General features: G+C 52.6%; 12 protein-coding genes, 1 other RNA gene and 1 other annotated feature. Of the genes, 9 read left to right on the forward strand and 4 right to left on the reverse strand.

Annotation, left to right across the window (positions count from 1 at the left end; genetic code table 11):
• Nucleotides 1-53: 53 nt before the first annotated feature.
• A complete protein-coding gene (locus LKH74_RS09775; protein ID WP_287708329.1) occupies nt 54-1,439 on the forward strand; it encodes a class II fumarate hydratase in 1,386 nt (461 codons plus the stop codon).
• A gap of 143 nt (nt 1,440-1,582) precedes the next feature.
• Nucleotides 1,583-1,818, forward strand: a binding site (T-box leader).
• A gap of 81 nt (nt 1,819-1,899) precedes the next feature.
• The gene (locus LKH74_RS09780) at nt 1,900-3,522 is read left to right on the forward strand and encodes a peptide ABC transporter substrate-binding protein (RefSeq protein ID WP_135367389.1); all 1,623 of its coding nucleotides are present in this window, start codon (nt 1,900-1,902) and stop codon (nt 3,520-3,522) included.
• A gap of 334 nt (nt 3,523-3,856) precedes the next feature.
• Here the strand turns inward: LKH74_RS09780 and LKH74_RS09785 are convergent, their stop codons facing one another.
• Together LKH74_RS09785 and LKH74_RS09790 are read right to left on the reverse strand one after the other, a co-directional pair.
• Nucleotides 3,857-4,471 carry an NlpC/P60 family protein gene (locus LKH74_RS09785; RefSeq protein WP_287708327.1) on the reverse strand — a complete coding sequence of 205 codons (615 nt, stop codon included), beginning with the start codon at nt 4,469-4,471 and terminating at the stop codon, nt 3,857-3,859.
• 247 nt (nt 4,472-4,718) lie between these two features.
• Nucleotides 4,719-6,101 carry an LPXTG cell wall anchor domain-containing protein gene (locus LKH74_RS09790; RefSeq protein ID WP_287708326.1) on the reverse strand — a complete coding sequence of 461 codons (1,383 nt, stop codon included), beginning with the start codon at nt 6,099-6,101 and terminating at the stop codon, nt 4,719-4,721.
• A gap of 380 nt (nt 6,102-6,481) precedes the next feature.
• On the opposite strand from LKH74_RS09790, the gene LKH74_RS09795 reads away from it, so the two are divergent.
• Both LKH74_RS09795 and asnS read left to right on the forward strand, forming a co-directional pair.
• On the forward strand, nt 6,482-7,237 hold the full coding sequence (locus LKH74_RS09795; RefSeq protein WP_287708325.1) for an HAD family hydrolase: 756 nt from the start codon (nt 6,482-6,484) through the stop codon (nt 7,235-7,237).
• Between the two features lie 467 nt (nt 7,238-7,704).
• Complete coding sequence (gene asnS, locus LKH74_RS09800; RefSeq protein WP_287708324.1) at nt 7,705-9,096, forward strand: asparagine--tRNA ligase; 1,392 nt, start codon at nt 7,705-7,707, stop codon at nt 9,094-9,096.
• Nucleotides 9,097-9,290: 194 nt separating this feature from the next.
• Here the strand turns inward: asnS and LKH74_RS09805 are convergent, their stop codons facing one another.
• Both LKH74_RS09805 and ssrA read right to left on the reverse strand, forming a co-directional pair.
• A complete protein-coding gene (locus LKH74_RS09805) occupies nt 9,291-9,683 on the reverse strand; it encodes a hypothetical protein (protein WP_287708323.1) in 393 nt (130 codons plus the stop codon).
• Nucleotides 9,684-10,198: 515 nt separating this feature from the next.
• Nucleotides 10,199-10,569, reverse strand: a transfer-messenger RNA (tmRNA) gene (ssrA, locus tag LKH74_RS09810).
• Between the two features lie 405 nt (nt 10,570-10,974).
• Between ssrA and LKH74_RS09815 the strand changes: the two genes are divergently transcribed.
• The 5 genes from LKH74_RS09815 to LKH74_RS09835 all read left to right on the forward strand — a co-directional run bounded on the left by LKH74_RS09815 (nt 10,975) and on the right by LKH74_RS09835 (nt 17,294).
• Entirely contained in the window at nt 10,975-11,709 is a 735-nt protein-coding gene (locus LKH74_RS09815; protein WP_287708322.1) for a response regulator transcription factor, read from the forward strand.
• Entirely contained in the window at nt 11,706-13,175 is a 1,470-nt protein-coding gene (locus LKH74_RS09820; protein ID WP_287708321.1) for a sensor histidine kinase, read from the forward strand. Before LKH74_RS09815 ends, LKH74_RS09820 begins: the two co-directional genes overlap by 4 nt.
• A 446-nt stretch (nt 13,176-13,621) precedes the next feature.
• Nucleotides 13,622-14,770, forward strand: a complete 1,149-nt coding sequence (locus tag LKH74_RS09825; protein WP_135367383.1) for a class I SAM-dependent methyltransferase — start codon at nt 13,622-13,624, stop codon at nt 14,768-14,770.
• A gap of 181 nt (nt 14,771-14,951) precedes the next feature.
• The gene (locus LKH74_RS09830; RefSeq protein WP_135367382.1) at nt 14,952-15,815 is read left to right on the forward strand and encodes a GRP family sugar transporter; all 864 of its coding nucleotides are present in this window, start codon (nt 14,952-14,954) and stop codon (nt 15,813-15,815) included.
• A 132-nt stretch (nt 15,816-15,947) separates the two neighbouring features.
• A complete protein-coding gene (locus LKH74_RS09835) occupies nt 15,948-17,294 on the forward strand; it encodes a glucose-6-phosphate isomerase (RefSeq protein WP_287708320.1) in 1,347 nt (448 codons plus the stop codon).
• Nucleotides 17,295-17,351 lie beyond the last annotated feature (57 nt).

The following is a 17,351-nucleotide window of genomic DNA, read 5'->3' on the forward strand; positions in this document are numbered from 1 at the left end:
AAGTAACCAGTTTCAGAATTAACTAGAGAAAGCATTTGGAGGGGAAGCGTGCCATGAATTATCGAGAAGAAGCAGATTCGTTAGGAACGGTCAAGGTGCCTGCCACCGCGTTGTGGGGTGCCCAAACGGAACGGAGTCGCCACAACTTTACCACGGGGCCACTGATGCCCTTGCCCGTGATTCGGGCGTTGCTCCAGTTGAAACGAGCGGCCGCCATCGCTAACCGGGACTTGGGCGAGGTGGCCGAAGCCAAGGCGACGTTGATCGTCCGGGCGGCGGAGGCCTTGTTGGCGTTGCCAGATGACCAATTGCAGGCAGATTTTCCGCTCCACGTTTATCAGACCGGATCGGGAACGCAGACCAACATGAACGTTAACGAGGTGATCGCCCATCAGACGCAAAAGTTGGATCCGACCAGTGGCGTCTTACCCAATGATGACGTCAATCATGGGCAAAGCTCTAACGACACGTTCCCCACGGCCATGGTCATTACCGCCACGTTGGCCCTGCAGCCGCTCATGACGGCAGTCCAACAGCTGATCGACGAGCTGACGGCCAAGCAACGGGAATTTTGGCACGTGGTCAAGATTGGCCGAACGCATCTCCAAGACGCCACACCCCTGACGTTTGGCCAGGAAATCAGTGGCTGGGTCAGCACGTTGACGCACGACCTGGCCTACCTGAAAGAACTGGCTCCCACGCTACTGGAGCTGCCGATTGGCGGCACGGCGGTCGGGACCGGCCTCAATGCCGCGCCGGGATTTGCGGCCGAGGTGGCGGCACAATTGGCCGACGTTTACGACCAGCCATTTACCGCCAAGACCAACAAGTTCTTCGGCTTAGCGGCGCATTCCGGGTTAAATGTGGTCCACGGTGCGCTGAAGACGTTGGCCAGTGACCTACTGAAGATCGCCAACGACGTGCGTTTTCTGGCAAGTGGTCCGCGGGCCGGCTACGGTGAACTCAATATTCCCGCCAACGAGCCGGGGTCGTCCATCATGCCGGGCAAGGTCAATCCGACCCAGGCCGAGGCGCTGACCATGGCGGCGACGCGGGTGCTAGGCAATGACGTGACCATCAGTGTGGCGGCGTCGCAGGGCAATTTTGAAATGAACGTGTACAAGCCCGTGTTGATTGCGACCTTCCTGGAATCGGCCGACCTGTTGACTGGCGCGGTGACTGGATTCACGACCAAAATGATTCACGGTCTGACCGTCAATGCTGACCGGATGGCGACGTTGGTCGACCAGTCACTGATGACGGTGACCGCGCTGTCTCCCCATATCGGTTACCACGCCAGCGCGCTGATCGCCCAAGCCGCCGATCAACACGGCTGGACATTGCGGGAGGCGGCGTTGAAATCCGGCCAGGTCACGGCGGCGCAATTTGACGCCTGGGTCGACCCGTTGGCCATGACCAATGTCGACCGACCGGAATAGCAAGAGTGGGACCAGCTGCCTGTTGGCGCACGTTTCGGCAATTTAAGAGGGATGCACCCAAATGGACGGGTCCCCAGTCTGAAATTTTTATTAAAAACTATTGACATTCCTCTAATCAAAGTCTAATCTTATGGACAAGTTCATAAAGTGCGTTGATGAAGACGAGTAGATTTGGACCGGCCTGACAAGCGACTCCCGTTTGGTGTGAGGGGAGACAGGCCCCCTGATCGAAAATCACTTCGGAGCAAAACGGTGAAGAAACTCGTAACCGCGTTGGTGGCACCCATTATCGTGCAAACGGATTGCTACGGCAGTCCGCGAAGCGACGACTGATTTTCGGTCGTAAATAAGGTGGTACCGCGCAGTTAGCGCCCTTAACAGAAGTTAAATTCTGTTGAGGGCGCTTTTTTTCATCAAACTTAAGGACTGGCTGACAATTTTTAGGTTTGGAGGGATTTGAATGGGTAAGAAATTGGGATTTGGTGTATTAGGATTGTTGGTGCTGGGCACGTTGGCCGGGTGCCAGTCTGGCAAACAGGCAACCAATCAAAATAAGGCGTTGAACGTGACCATGCCGGCAGAGCTGCAGACGGCGGACCCGAACAAGGCGACGGATGCGTATTCATTTTACATGATGAAGCAGACCACCGAGGGCCTCTATCGGCAAAATAACAACGGGAAGGTGGTTCCCGCCATTGCGACCAAGGTCGTGACCCCGACCAATCACGGGAAGACCTACACCTTTACGCTGCGCCACGATGCCAAGTGGAGCAATGGCGACCAGGTGACCGCCCAAGATTTCGTCACGTCCTTCCGTCGTCAGGTCGATCCGACGACCAAGGCGCAGTACGCCAATCGCTTCGCCACCTTCACCAATTACGCGGCCGTACAAAAGGGCACCAAACAGCCCTCGGCACTGGGGGTCAAGGCATTGGGCAAATACAAGTTACGGGTGACCTTGAGTCGACAGAACCCGTCGTTTAATTACGAAGCCGCCACGGAATATTTGCCAGTCAACCGCCATTTGGTGAAAAAATATGGTTCTAAATACGGGACCAACTCCAGTCGCGTTGCTGCCAACGGCCCGTACGTGTTGAAACGCTGGAATGGGACCAAGGATACCTGGGAGTACGTCAAGAACAATCGTTATTACGACGCTAAGCAAGTGAAAATCAAGCGGGTCAACGTCCAGGTCGTCAAGACGGATTCGACGGCTGAAAAATTATTCGCCGCGGGCAAGGTCCAAGAGACCAAGATCGGCGGCACGACCGTTACCGGGACGGCCAACAACACCCAACTGAAAAAGCAGATGCGCAAGACGTTGACCACCGCCGTTTCCATCCAGTACTTCAACACCAAGACCAAACTGGGCGGCAACCAGAATTTCCGGACCGCCGCCAGTCTGGCCATCAACCGTAAAGAGTTAACGACCAAGGTCAACCAAGATGGTTCGGTGCCGTTGAAGAACATGGTTGCCCAAGGTGTGGCCAAGGATCCCAACAATGGCAAGGACTTTGCCGTCAGCACCGGAAATTATACCCGCTATGACGCCGCGAAGGCCCGCCGGTTGTGGCGCAAGGCCCGCGCAGAGTTGGGCGGTGGTAATTTCAAGATCACGCTGCTGACGAACGATTCGGATGGCTCCAAGAACGTCGCCGAGTACATCCAAAGTCAGTGGGAAAAGACCATGCCGGGGCTGACCGTTACCATCTCGTCGATGCCGCTGACCCAGCAGATCAACAAGATGTTCAAGGGCAACTTCGACGTGTCGACCTTTGGCTGGACCGGGGATGAACCGGATCCGACGACCGACCTCGACCTGTTCATGAAGGGCAATTCCATCAACTTCTCAAATTACGTCGATCAGAAATATAACCGGCTGATGTTGGCCGCGCAAACGGAGACCAACGCCAAGAAGCGTTTTGCCCTGTTGAAAGCCGCCAGTCAACGTCTGTCCAAGCTGGGCGTCTTCAACCCACTGTACCAGCAGGCGCAAGTCAACCTGGTCAGCGACAAGGTTGGGGGGATCAAGTACACCACGTTCAGCACCGCCGCCCAATACCGGTATGCTTACTGGAAATAGCGTGGCCAAGCGACACATGGGTTGCATTGGCCGCCTTGCCGTTCGCTAGAGATGGGTTGGAACGCTGAGGGCGCCGGTCCAAGCCAAAGGGCGGTCTTGGCTCGCCCCGTTCGCCCCAACGTTCCAACCCAACGGTAGGCGGCCAGTCCGCATCGTGTGGCTGTAAACGACTATTTTTGACGCCATGAGTCGCATGCTAACAGTAGCGCCAGCTGATTTTCATTTTCATTCTTTACTCACCATACGCAAAAAGCCGTGGCCAACCGGGATTAACCAGTTGGTCGCGGCTTTTTTACCGAAAGTGATGACACCTTCAGTCACTGTTTGGTGAAACTTAAGGAATCACGTAGAAGCTAGGTGTGAAGTAGGTTTGGCTGAAGACACCGATGCCATCAGTGGGGTTCTGTGCGGCGACGTAAGTGCCATCCCCGAGCGACAGGCCATCGTGATAAGGGTTGCTTTCGGAGCCCCAGAATAAGATGGCGCCGGCGGGTGCGTTGGCGACGTCATAGTGGTGTGTGCCTAATGCGGCTTGTTGCGTGGTGGTCCGGGCGCTGAGGCCGAGAGCGTATTGCACTAAGCCGGAGCAGTCAAAGCCTGCGGTGGTGTTGCCACCGTAAACGTAAGGGATGCCGCTGTTGGCAATGGCCAGCGCGGTAGCGACCCCATTACCGCCAGCGATTTGACTACCGGTGCTGGTCGTCGCAGTCGTGGTCGTGGTCGGCGTCGTGGTAGCGGTATGTTGGTAGCTGGTGTTGCTGCTAGTCTGGTAACCCGTATTGGTCGTGGTTGGGGTGGTCGTTGCGGCCGTCTGCGTGGTTTGTGTTTGCGCCGGTTGTTGGCTCGTCGCCATGTGGGCAGAAGCGGTCGTGCTGGTTCCGGCTAAGAACAGGGCGCCGGCAGCTAAGGTACTGATTAAAAAGCGAGTTTGCGTTTTGATAAGTGTCACTCCATCATCTAAGTATTTGTTGCGGACAGCAGTTGGCCGTCACAACATCTTCGAGTATAGCGGGAAAAGGTTGCGGGGCTGTATCACTGCGTTAACAGATTAAGACAGTTCGGTAACGCCAGATGTCAGCGGCGACAAATTTTTAAATCCACGAAAAGATGATACCCTCAGTCGCTAAGGGGGATATGTATTGGCTAAAGGAAAGGGCCGCTAGTTGCGGGCTGGTGGTCCTTGCGACTAACAAATGTTAGTGTTCCTTCCGCTGACGGAGATCCAGGTAACCAATGCCAAGACTAGCGCCTAACAGGCACAGTCCCAGAATGGCTAACCCGTTTTGAGAGTGTTCATTGGTTTGTGGCAAGGTCTTGGCTGACTTTGTCGTGCCAGTAGCAGGGGTCGCATTAGCTTGCCCAGCTGTTGCTTGGTTAGCACCCGCGTACATTTGCGCTTGGCGAGGTGCCGTGGTGGAAGCGGCCGTGTGATGCATGGTAGTCGTTGCACTAGGCTGCGTGGCAGTTGCGGATTGACCAGATTGAGTTGGTTGATAACCATTGTCATTAGCGGTCCCATTTTGTTCAGGGTAACTGCTGCCGGTTGTCGTGCTACTGCCAGTTGTCGTGTTGTTGCCAGTTGTGGTGTGATTACCATTGGTCGATGGTTCTTGTGTCGTTACGTGGTTGTTGGACCCATCAGGAATGTTGGGTTCAGTGACGCCAGGGGTAACTTGGCCCGGATGGCCAGGATAGGTGACACCAGGCACTTCTTCTTCCTCGTTGTCCTCGTTAGGATGTTCTGGATGTTCAACACCGGGTGCTTGCGGATATTCTGTGCCAGGGTTGGTACCAGGATGTTCCGTGCCGGGTTGTTCAGTCCCAGGTTCTTCAGTGCCAGGTTCTTCAACCCCAGGTGCTTCGGTGCCAGGATGTTCAGTTCCGGGTTCGTCAACACCAGGCGTTTCGGTGCCAGGTTCTTCAGTCCCAGGTTGTTCCGTGCCGGGTTCTTCGATGCCAGGCTCTTCAGTCCCAGGTTCTTCAACGCCAGGTTCTTCAGTCCCGGGTTCTTCAGTCCCAGGTTCCTCGGTGCCAGGTTCTTCAGTGCCAGGCTCTTCGCTACCGCCGCCATCAGCGGGGTTCTCTGGGTCAGGTTCATCGACACCAGGTGCTTCGGGTTCACCGAAGTCTTCACCAGCACCGGCAACGAACAGACGGATAAAGCCTTTCCGCATGATAGTCGTGTTGGAGAAGGTGCTGTTAAAGGTGACGATACCGACGTGAGAATCCTTCTTAATAGTGGCTTGCCCGAAGGAAACGCCTAAGATGGCCGACATTGGGAATGAGTCATCTGCTGGAACACGAACGTTTTGTGGGACATAGAAGTACATGATGTCACCACTGTCGATCTTGATCCAGTTATCAATCGACAACTTGTACTTAACGAAATAATTTAAATTGCGGGGCAAAACGGCGTCGTGTGAATAGACTTTTCCGCTTTTGTCCACGATGGTTGCGTCGCTGGCGTTCGCACCGTGTACGTCGATGACTTTGGCTTGACCGACGATCGGGTGCGCGAATAAGAAGAAGCCAACCAAACTAGCGGCGGCCAGTAAACTTAAACGCCAAAATTTCTTCATGATACATACCTCCTATCGAGATTTCTCTCTCTCTCAGCACCTATAAACTAACATGTTTATAGGTTAGACAGTTAGTCAGACGGTTCGTTCGTTAACTGGTTGAACATTGTGTTTTGCTTGATTTACCGGGGTTTGCCAGCCGAGTGATGACGGGGGTCAATGACTGATTCACAAATGAGTGGACTTTTGGTGAAAAATGTGCGCACATAATGATTTTAAACGCCGCTAATCAAGTGATCCAATCGGTCGTGCGTAAAACAGTGCGATGCAACGACTAATGGCACTTTAAGCTACTGAGAGGGTCGATACGAATGTGGTGGGCAGACGGCGATTGCCATGCTAAAATTAAAGGACAATTTCGGATTCTGGGGGTAGTGGGGATGAAAAGGATTGTCTTCGACGTCGAGGGAACGCTCAGTTTTAATGGGCAAGTCATGGCGGCAGAAATTGTCGCGGCACTGCAACGGTTGCTGGCATTGGGGCATCAGATCATTTTCACGTCGACCCGCCCGTTGCGTCACCTGTTAGCGCTCATGCCGACCTTTCACGATGCACCACTGATTGGCGCCAACGGAGCGCTGGTGGTCAAGGCCGGCAAAATTGAGGTGCTCGCGCCCATTGTACCGGCAGACTTGCGCCGGTTGCGGGGCATCATCGCCCAAGCCAACCTGGACTACGTGGTGGATGGGCAGTGGAATTACGCTGCACAAATGGCGACAGCCCACCCGCTACTTGACCAGCTCGATCCCAAGCGGTTGGCCCACCGCGTCCCGCTGGCAGAAATTACCACCGCCGTGAAGGTCACATTATTGGGGCTGACAGCGACCCAAACCACGGATCTAGCGGCCGGATTGCGGGCCCACCAGACGTTGGCGGTCAGTTCCGCCGCCGAAGGCAATCTGGCCATCACCGCCCAGCACAGTCATCAGGCCACGGCGCTCCGTCATCTGGGTGTCACCGACTATATTGCCTTTGGCAACGACCAAACCGATCCGGCGCTGTTGGCTGGGGCGCGACACAGTGTCTGGGTCACCAGCAAGCCGCAGCTGGCTCACTTGGCGCCAACGGCCACCGTCGTCACCTGTGCGCCAGACAATCGCGCTGTGGCGGCACAAATTGCCCGGTTGGCCGAGTGAGCGGCGACGTAATCAGCGGGAGGTCGTGCCTGGTGACTGCGTTTCAGGCTTCTTTGCCAAGCTGATTTCGCACGACACGTAGCGGTCGCCGGCCAAGTTTCATCCGACTCAGAACCAAATAGCGGTTGTAACTCGCGGCAACTTGTGCTAATCTGTCAACAGTTGCATAACTTTAAAAACAATAAGAACGGATAACGCCTGGATTGCACCGTGGTTTAGCGAGCTAAGGATAGTGAAAGCTTAGTGTCACGCCAGTTGAGGATAACCCCGTTTTCGTTGCCGACTGAAATCTCGAGAGTAGGTCGCGCCGTGACCCGCCACGTTATCCAGCGGAACGTATGTTAGTACGTTATTTAAAGTTGGTTTTGCATGATTAAAAACAATTTGGGTGGTACCGCGGAAAGATCTTTCGTCCCTTGGATAGGGATGTTGGGTCTTTTTTTAGTGCTCAGAGAAGGAGAATACACATGACAGAAGTTTTAGTGAAAGATTTATTCGGTAAAACGCATTTTGCCGAAAGTGAAGAAGTGGTCTTGCACGGCTGGGTCAAGACTGTGCGGGGGTCCAAGCGTGTCGGGTTCATCGAATTAGGCGACGGCTCGACGATCAAGAACGCCCAGATCGTCATGAAGAGCGACATTGATAACTACGCCGAATTGACGAAGTTGCCACTGAGCTCCACCATCAAGGTCGTGGGGACGGTCGTTTACACGCCAGACGCCAAGCAGCCGCTGGAAGTGCACGCTAAAGAAATCGTCTTAGAAGGGGCTTCCGACAATGATTATCCGCTGCAAAAGAAGAAGCATTCCTACGAATACCTGCGGACGATGGCCCACTTGCGGCCACGGACCAACACGTTCTACGCGGTCTTCCGGATTCGGTCATTGGCAGCCTTTGCCATTCACCAATACCTGCAAGAACACGGCTTCACCTACGTCAACACGCCCATCATCACCAGTAGTGATAGTGAAGGGGCCGGGGAAATGTTCCGGGTCACGACCTTAGACATGAACCACTTGCCGAAGACAGATGACGGTAAGGTTGATGACCACGAGGACTTCTTCAAGAAGGAAACGAACCTGACTGTTAGTGGTCAATTGCCAGTCGAAGCCTTCGCATTGGCATTGCGGGACGTTTATACGTTTGGCCCCGCTTTCCGGGCTGAAAACTCCCACACGGCGCGGCACGCCTCAGAGTTCTGGATGATTGAACCAGAAATGGCCTTTGCCGACCTGCAAGACACCATCAACGAATCAGAAGCCCTCTTGAAGTACGTCGTGGCTTACCTGTTGGAACACGCCAAGGACGAACTGGACTTCTTGAACGGCGCCGTGGACAACGATTTGTTGAACCGCCTGCACCAGACTTGCGAAGAGAAATTCGCCCAGATCACCTACACGCAAGCCATTGAAGAATTGAAGAAGGCCCCGGTCGACTTCGACGTGCCCGTTTACTGGGGCTTGGATCTGCAAGCCGAACACGAACGGTACTTGTGTGAACAGATTTACAAGCGCCCAACCTTCCTGACGGATTATCCTAAGGAAATCAAGGCCTTCTACATGCGCGACAACGCGGATGGCAAGACGGTCGCTGCGGCGGACCTGTTAGTTCCGCGGATCGGTGAATTGATCGGTGGGAGCCAACGGGAAGAACGGCAAGCCGAACTGGCCCAAAAGATCAAAGATTACAACCTGCCACAAGAAGAATATCAATGGTACCTCGACCTGCGGAAGTACGGCGAAACGCCACACTCCGGTTACGGTATCGGGTTCGAACGGTTACTGATGTACGTCACGGGGATGGAAAACATCCGCGACGTGATCCCTTACCCACGGACTCCAGGTAACGCTGAATTCTAAGCACAACCTTTAAGTAAGATTAAAAAGACGCTCATGCCCATCAGACAACTGATCGGGTGGGGCGTCTTTTTGGGTGAATTATGCTATTTTGGCGGACGGTAGGTTTACCGAAAAATAGAGCCAGCAAGTAACGCCGGCTCTCAGGTGAGGTGTCATTTTCAATTGTAGTCCAGTTAACGTTGCCAGTGATTTGGTTACTCGTTTGCCATAGCCAGCCAGTCCTCGTTAGAAATGAAGTCCTGGGGCTTGAGTGGCGCGACATTTTTGTCGGTCAGATGGTTCAACTCGTTGGCAAATTTAGTGGCAATAGATTTGGTGAATTCTGGTTGCGTGACGTTGAAACAAACCTTGTACTTACGCGGATTGCTGAGTGGGTGCCAGTGACCCTGCCAGAAGCTCAGAAATGCAATCAGTTGGTGATCGGTGTTCGGCGTGAAAAAGATTATCGTCTTTGGCCGACATTGCCGATAGGGTGATTCGTTAAATGCGGCAATCAGGTCGACGGAAAACAGCTCAAACCCATACTTTTCAGCAATCCGTTTCATTGCGTGTGCGAGATATTTGGTGTTCTGAAATTCAGTTTTCATTTTACACGAAAGGCCCGGCCCCCCCAGGCCTCTCTCTCCCCCTTTTGAAGACAACGCTAACAATATCTACGCGTTAAGCCTATCCCAAAAACAAGGGTGAGTGGTAGTCAGAGCGCTGGGTTTGTTCTACTAATTAACGATTTAAACTGTGATTGTAAAGAACTAAAACGGCCCGGAGTGGTGTTGATGGGACGTGTTTCCGGTGAAATATTATTGCGGTGCAATACTAAACCGGTGAAGATAGTTCAACAGTTAACAAACGCTCTGGGTATGCCTGCCGTTTAGAGTAATACATCGGCGTATAAAAAAAGACCATCGCACTGGTCGGGGGCTTTGGTGGACGTCATGTTCCAAAGCTTTCTGCAACATCAGTATAGCATATTACCTCTGTTTTTATTTGATCACTATTCAGGGTCACCCAAGTTATTGCCGTTCGAATTCCCCCGAATTTTAGGCAAAATAAAAATGCCGGCAAGCCGACATTCCATGGGGTTATTAAACTCATCGCAGTTGCGCAATGGAGCTGGCGGGGATCGAACCCGCGTCCTAGCATATTGCCAACTCAACGTCTACACGCATAGGCAGACTATTTAAAGTTTCACTGAGTAACTTGCCGCCTGTCAGGGCCCACATACTCAGCTAACCTGATTCATCTCTTCTAACGTACTTCAGGTGGGAGCCGTTAGCGTAAGCCCGTTAAAGTTAGGACCCAGATCTAGACCGCGGGCAAGCCTAGGAGGATCTACGTTAAGCGCCTATTAAGCAGCTAAAGCGTAAGAATTGTTATTATTTTTTGCAGTTATAATGAACTGGACCTTTTAACGTAGATGCCGCTACGACGCGCAGTCAAGCTTCAACCTATACCAGTCGAATCCAGAACAGCCCCATATTTGTTACTGATATAGTGTAACATATCTCAGGCTTTCTGCAAAATATTTGCCTGGTCGCCGAGAATTTAAGGGTAAATGCAGGTCGGTCGTATAGTATAATAACCAGTGAGACGGCTTCGGCAGGCGTGGGGGAGGGGCGCCCCCGTGGCAAGTTTGTTAGGTTAGTGGTAAATTAAGGTTGACGTTCCGTCTGCTGACCGTTGTTCGGTACCAGGTAACCGCAACGGGATTGCCTGAAAATACCTGATTGTCAAGAAAATGGGGTCCGCACGAAAAGTTACAGAAACTTCATAGTTCTGTCACCACCAGTTCCGTTTCCCTTGGTAGGTTTAAGACAACTATGACCCACAAACTTTTTGCCGGCTCCGAAAATAACGAAACGTGAATCTGTGGAGGTAGCAATGAAGTTATTAATGATTGAAGACAACCATTCTGTATCGCAAATGATGTCGATGTTTTTTAAGAAGGAAAAGTGGGACGCACACTTCGCCTACGATGGCAATGAAGCCATGGAGATGTTCTCAGCGACGCCCAATGATTGGGACATGATCATGCTGGACTTGAACCTCCCCGGGATGGATGGGATGCAGGTCAGCGCGGAGATCCGCAAGCTGTCGCCGACTGTGCCCATCATCATGCTGACGGCGCGCGATTCCGAAAGCGACCAGGTCTTGGGATTGGAAATGGGGGCTGACGATTATGTCACTAAGCCGTTTAGTCCCATTACACTGATTGCCCGGATCAAGGCCTTACACCGGCGCGCCGAACTGGGACCGATTTCCAAATCAAACGAGCAGGATGCCCTGAACGACACCGAGGCGTTTGACGTGGTCACGGAGAACTTCAAGTTGAACACCAAGACCCGCGAGGCCTACCTGAACGACCGGCAGATTCAGGACCTGACGCCCAAGGAATTTGATTTACTCAAGACGTTGGCCCAAAAGCCGCGGCAGGTCTTCTCCCGCGAGCAACTCCTCCAACTGGTGTGGGACTACGAATACTACGGCGATGAACGGACCGTGGACGCGCACATCAAGAAGTTACGGCAGAAAATTGAAAAGGTTGGCCCGCAAATTATTCAGACTGTTTGGGGGGTGGGTTATAAATTTGATGATAGTGGAGCAGATCAGCAATGAAACTAATGTATCAACAGATGTTAGGATTCTTTGCGGCGATTATGATTATTCTGGTGATTATGGGGGTATCCTATTCACAGATGACCCGCCACATGGTGTACAGTAACACCTGGAATTCTCTGGAAAAGTATTCAAATAGCCTGATTGAGCAGTCGCTGCGCATTAGTTCACAGAAGCCTAATACGGTTCAGTTTGATACCAATTCGCTGGAGAGTAGCGAGCAACTGCTGCAAAATCAAGCCATCAGTACCACCATTTACAGCGCCACCAATAAAATCGTTTTTCCGGCCAACGTCTATCAACAAGCCATCAATCAGTCCGACTGGAAGAAATTGGCTAAGAACCAAATCATTCACAAGGTCGTGGATCGGCGGGTGCGTAACAAAAACGGCCGGGTCAGTCCCGCGATGACTGAGGTGATGAAGCCTTACTTTTACAATCACAAATTGGTGGCGGTCGTGGTGATGGGGGCCTTCGTCTCCGACATCAACACCAACGTCAATCAGATCAATCACAACCTGATGAAGGCGCTATTAGTGTCCTTTCTGGTGGCCGTCGTGGCCAGCTACATTTTGGCGCGGTATTACACATCGCGGATCAATCGGCTGCGAAAGGCGACCAATCAAGTGGCCAAGGGCAACTATGATGTCCAAATGGCCAGTCGTGACCGGGATGAGATCGATGACCTGATCAATGATTTCAACGGCATGGCCCATTCGCTAAAGGAATCACAAGAAGAGATTCAACGCCAAGAAGAGCGGCGGCGCGAATTCATGGCCAACGCTTCTCACGAAATGCGCACGCCACTGACGACCATCAATGGCTTGCTGGAGGGCTTGGCTTACGATGCCATTCCCGAAGAAAGTAAGGAAGAAAGCATCGACTTGATGCGCAGTGAGACTAGTCGACTGATTCGTCTGGTCAACGAAAACCTGGACTACGAGAAGATTCGCTCCAATCAAATCACCTTGAATCTGCACGAGTTCAACGCGGTTGACGCGCTGCACAATATTGTCGAACAGCTGAAGCAAAAGGCGGACGATTCCGGGGATACGCTGGAATTGCAGGCGCCTAAGGAAATCGACGTGTACGCCGATTACGACCGCTTTGTTCAGATCATGTTCAACATTACGCAAAATGCCATCCAATTTACCCAGCACGGGCAGATCACCTTGTCCGCACAACGGGGATACGAGGAGACCATCGTCAAGGTCGCCGATACCGGGATGGGGATGAGCGACGAGCAGCTGCAAAATATTTGGGAACGTTATTACAAGGCTGACCCGTCGCGGAAGAACACCAAGTACGGTGAGTCCGGGTTGGGATTGTCCATCGTCCACCAGCTGGTTCAGCTCCATCACGGTAAAATCAGTGTCACCAGTAAGGAAGGGGTCGGCACGACGTTCACTGTCATCTTCCCCGACCAGCACCAAACCAATTCCCAACGGGCTAAGCCGGCGGAATAGGGACTGGTGTTCATTGCCGCCTTACCGTTCGGCAAATATGGGACTGGAACGCGGTGGGCGGACCGTTTCGAGCCTGAGAAGCGGTCTCGAAACTCGCTTTGAGCCGGAGCCTGCGTCTCAAAGACGCCAGTTCCCTAAGCGGTAAAAACCGTACCACTAAGGGAACTCCCACGGCTGAGCCCATATTTGCCGAACTCACGGCTACGGTAGTGGGCACAATTAGCAATAGGTGGCAGCCCGTTGACGATTGATTATGGCAGCGGTGGTACTGGGTGAGTGTTAAGTAAATTTAACGGCTATCATTCTCGTGCGCCAGGTAAACGCTTATTTGGCGAACGGTAGGCGGGCAGCAAGCTCCTCATCATAAAATTGTGAATGAATGAGGTTTACAGCGAAGTTGGTCCCCAAACATGGTACAATGGGAGGACCACTTAAGGAGGAAACTTTTGAAACGAGTACAAATTATCGGGAAGTCCGTTCGTAAATTTGAGGACGGCTATCCCATCGTGTCTTTAACTGACTTAGAGAATCGCAATGATTTTGAAAACGGCGCTTGGGTCCAATTGGAAAATCACGGTCATTTTGCGGCCACGGCTTACTTCGCCAAACAACACCGCGGCATCGGCTACATCTTGAGCCTGCGGGAAAACGAAGCCATCGACGAGCGCTTCTTTGCGGCCAAGTTCCGCGCCGCAGTGGGCCGGCGGATGGCCTTTGCCAACCAAGCGGCTTACCGGCTGTTCAACGGGACCGCTGACGGTCTGGGTGGTCTATCCATCGACGTCTTCAACGGCATCTACGTCTTCCGTTGGGAAAACACGGCGTTGAAGCAACAGGCGCGTTTGATCTACGCGGGCTTTGAACGGGCTGTGGGTAAGGGCCAAACGGTGGTTGCCGTGACGCCTGGCCAAGAAAAGACGCAGCTGATCACGGGCACGTTGCCCGATCATCCGCTGGCAGTCTTAGAAAATGGCGTGACCTACCCGGTTGATCTGACCGTGGGCCGGCCCCAATTGGCCTTAGAATTCCGCCAGATTCGCGACTGGGTCAAGCAGACCAGCAAGCAAAAGAAGGTCTTGAACCTGTTCAGTGCGGAAACCGGGATCGTCACGGCCGCGATGGTCGGTGGCGCTACCGAAGCCGTCACTGTTGACCCGACCAACCGGGCCACGACGGCGCTGCAAGCCCAACTGGCTGCCAACAACTTGGAACAAGCTCCCGTTGAAATGCGGACCATGGACGTGCCCAACTACCTGGACTACGCCCAAAAGCACGGTCTGACCTTCGACACGATTGCCATCAACCCGCCGGCCTTTATTCGGGGCAAGAAGCACGCCTTCACCTTGGAACAGGACCTGCCCGCCTTATTAGAACAGGCCTTTGCGGTGGCCAAAACCGGGACCAAAATTCTGGTCACGACCACGGCACCAAGTTATTCGCTAAAGCACTTGCAGCAAACAGTTAACGCTGCTGTCGAAAATTATACCGGTCATGTAACAGCTTTCAATAACTTCTTATCACCGGATGATTTTCTGACCAATGTTGCAGACCGTCAGAGTGAAGCGTTAAAGGGTTTACTCTTGTCGGTTGATTAATGAAAACGATTGAAAACAGATGCAAGGAAGACCACTTGGTAGGATAGACCATTGACCAAATGGTCTTTTTTTGCGCAATAATGGTTTACTTTTCTCAAAGAAACAATTAAACTTACAATTGCATTTAAAAAGCGCTTACAGAGAGATTGTCAGAAATGAAACGAGAGTTGAGGTTTGCATTATGGGTATATTATTAGCTTTAATCCCGGCGTTGTGTTGGGGTAGTATTGGATTGATCAGTGGCCGCTTAGGCGGGACGTCTTACCAACAAACGTTGGGGATGACCGCTGGGGCCGTTTTGTTCGGGATTTTCTCATTGGTCTACTTCCACAGTGCTTTGACCGGCATGTCAATGTTGGTCGGGGTCGCATCTGGACTCTGCTGGGCCGTGGGGCAATTTGAACAGTTCCAATCCATGAAGTTCATCGGAATTTCACGGACGGTGCCAATTTCGACCGGTTTACAACTGGTAGGGACGGCGTTGGCCGGAGTCCTGTTGTTCCACGAATGGAAGACCACCAAGATGGTCACGATGGGGACTATCGCCGTCATCGTCTTGATCATCGGGGCCGTCATGACCTCCTTGCGTGACAAGCGGGCCGCTGCTGGCACGAGCCAACCGGTTGAAGCCGGCAAAGGGGCCGTGGCCATCGTGATTTCCACGATCGGTTACGTGCTCTACACGGTTATCGTTACGGCCTCCGGATTGGATTCCAAGACCATCTTATTCCCGCAATCCTTGGGAATGGTGTTAGGCGCCTTGATCTTCGTGATGTTCTCGCGGCAAAAGGTCTGGCACAAAGCTACGGCCAAGAACATCATGACTGGTTTGGTCTGGGGCATTGGGAACTTCTTCATGTTCATGTCCATTCCAACGGTCGGCCTGGCGATCAGCTACTCCCTGGCGCAATGTGGGATCGTTATTTCCACCTTCGGGAGCATCTGGTTACTGGGTGAACGGAAGACCAGTCGCGAAATGGTCTACATCACCATCGGGTCACTTTTAGTCATCGTTGGTGGGGTTACGCTTGGTTTAATGAAATAGTTATAACGGACGGCTAACGTGGGTTGGTCGTCCTTTTTATTTTCTCTAAAATTGTGGACTAGACCATTTACATTTGGGGGGAATGCGTTATAATGGACTAGTCAATAACAATAAAAGTGAGGTTATCTGAATATGGCACATATCGCCTTTGATCGCTCCAAACTTGATCCGTTTATTCATGACAATGAACTGGGAGAAATGCAAGCGCTCGTCACGGCCGCTGACGCTGAATTACGTCAGGGCACGGGGGCTGGTAGTGACTTCCGCGACTGGTTAGCGTTACCACATGACTATGATAAGGCTGAATTTGCGCGGATTAAGGCCGCTGCTAAGCAGATTCGTTCCGACTCCGAGGTCTTAGTTGTCATCGGTATCGGTGGGTCTTACTTGGGCGCCAAGATGGCCGTGGACTTCTTACACGACACCTTCTTTAACTACCTGCCAGCTGAAAAGCGGCAAGGGCCTCAAGTCTTCTTTGCCGGGAACTCCATCAGTCCAGATTACGTTCACGATTTAATCAACCTGATTGGGGACCGCGACTTCTCCGTTAACATCATCTCGAAGTCTGGGACCACGACGGAACCGTCCATTGCCTTCCGGATCTTCAAGGATAAGTTGATCAAGAAGTACGGTGTCGATGGCGCTAAGAGTCGCATTTACGCCACGACCGATAAGCAACGGGGCGCTTTGAAGACCGAAGCCGACGCTGCTGGTTACGAAACGTTCGTCATTCCCGACGGCGTGGGTGGCCGGTACTCCGTTTTAACGGCGGTGGGCCTGTTGCCAATTGCCGCTTCTGGTGCGGACATTGATGAATTAATGAAGGGGGCTGCCGACGCCCAAGACGCCTACACCAACCCTGATTTAACGCAAAACGAAGCTTACCAATACGCTGCTTTGCGGAATATCTTATACCGTAAGGGTTACACCACCGAATTGCTGGAAAACTACGAACCACGCCTGCAATACTTCGCAGAATGGTGGAAGCAATTGATGGGTGAATCCGAAGGTAAGGACCAAAAGGGCATCTACCCATCTTCCGCTAACTTCAGTACCGACCTGCACTCCTTGGGCCAATACATCCAAGAAGGCCGCCGGAACCTGATGGAAACGGTCATCACGGTCGACAAGCCACAAAACGACGTCGACGTACCTAGCGAAGACGATGACTTGGACGGCTTGAAGTACTTGGAAGGCAAGCAAATGAGCTTTGTCAACACCAAGGCTTACCAAGGGGTCGTTTTAGCCCACACCGATGGGGGCGTGCCGAACATGAGTGTCCACATCCCTGACCAAACGCCGTACACGTTGGGCTACCTGATCTACTTCTTTGAAGTAGCGGTTGCCATTTCTGGTTACCTGAACGGGATCAACCCATTCAACCAACCAGGGGTCGAAGCTTACAAGACCAACATGTTTGCCCTGTTAGGCAAGCCTGGTTTTGAAAAGTTGGGTAAGGAATTAAACGCCCGGCTCTAAACTTAAATTGAACCGATTGAACGCCTGACTGGGACCTCCTGGTTGGGCGTTTTATGT

Source organism: Levilactobacillus sp. (assembly GCF_022646225.1).
In the GTDB taxonomy this organism is placed as follows: Bacteria; Bacillota; Bacilli; order Lactobacillales; family Lactobacillaceae; genus Levilactobacillus; species Levilactobacillus suantsaiihabitans.

Bases quoted from the DNA above. Each gene is read 5' to 3' on its own strand.
- LKH74_RS09775 (WP_287708329.1), top strand. From the start codon at position 54: ATGAATTATCGAGAAGAAGCAGATTCGTTAGGAACGGTCAAGGTGCCT.
- LKH74_RS09780 (WP_135367389.1), top strand. From the start codon at position 1,900: ATGGGTAAGAAATTGGGATTTGGTGTATTAGGATTGTTGGTGCTGGGC.
- LKH74_RS09790 (WP_287708326.1), bottom strand. From the start codon at position 6,101: ATGAAGAAATTTTGGCGTTTAAGTTTACTGGCCGCCGCTAGTTTGGTT.
- LKH74_RS09795 (WP_287708325.1), top strand. From the start codon at position 6,482: ATGAAAAGGATTGTCTTCGACGTCGAGGGAACGCTCAGTTTTAATGGG.
- asnS (WP_287708324.1), top strand. From the start codon at position 7,705: ATGACAGAAGTTTTAGTGAAAGATTTATTCGGTAAAACGCATTTTGCC.
- LKH74_RS09805 (WP_287708323.1), bottom strand. From the start codon at position 9,683: ATGAAAACTGAATTTCAGAACACCAAATATCTCGCACACGCAATGAAA.
- LKH74_RS09815 (WP_287708322.1), top strand. From the start codon at position 10,975: ATGAAGTTATTAATGATTGAAGACAACCATTCTGTATCGCAAATGATG.
- LKH74_RS09820 (WP_287708321.1), top strand. From the start codon at position 11,706: ATGAAACTAATGTATCAACAGATGTTAGGATTCTTTGCGGCGATTATG.
- LKH74_RS09830 (WP_135367382.1), top strand. From the start codon at position 14,952: ATGGGTATATTATTAGCTTTAATCCCGGCGTTGTGTTGGGGTAGTATT.
- LKH74_RS09835 (WP_287708320.1), top strand. From the start codon at position 15,948: ATGGCACATATCGCCTTTGATCGCTCCAAACTTGATCCGTTTATTCAT.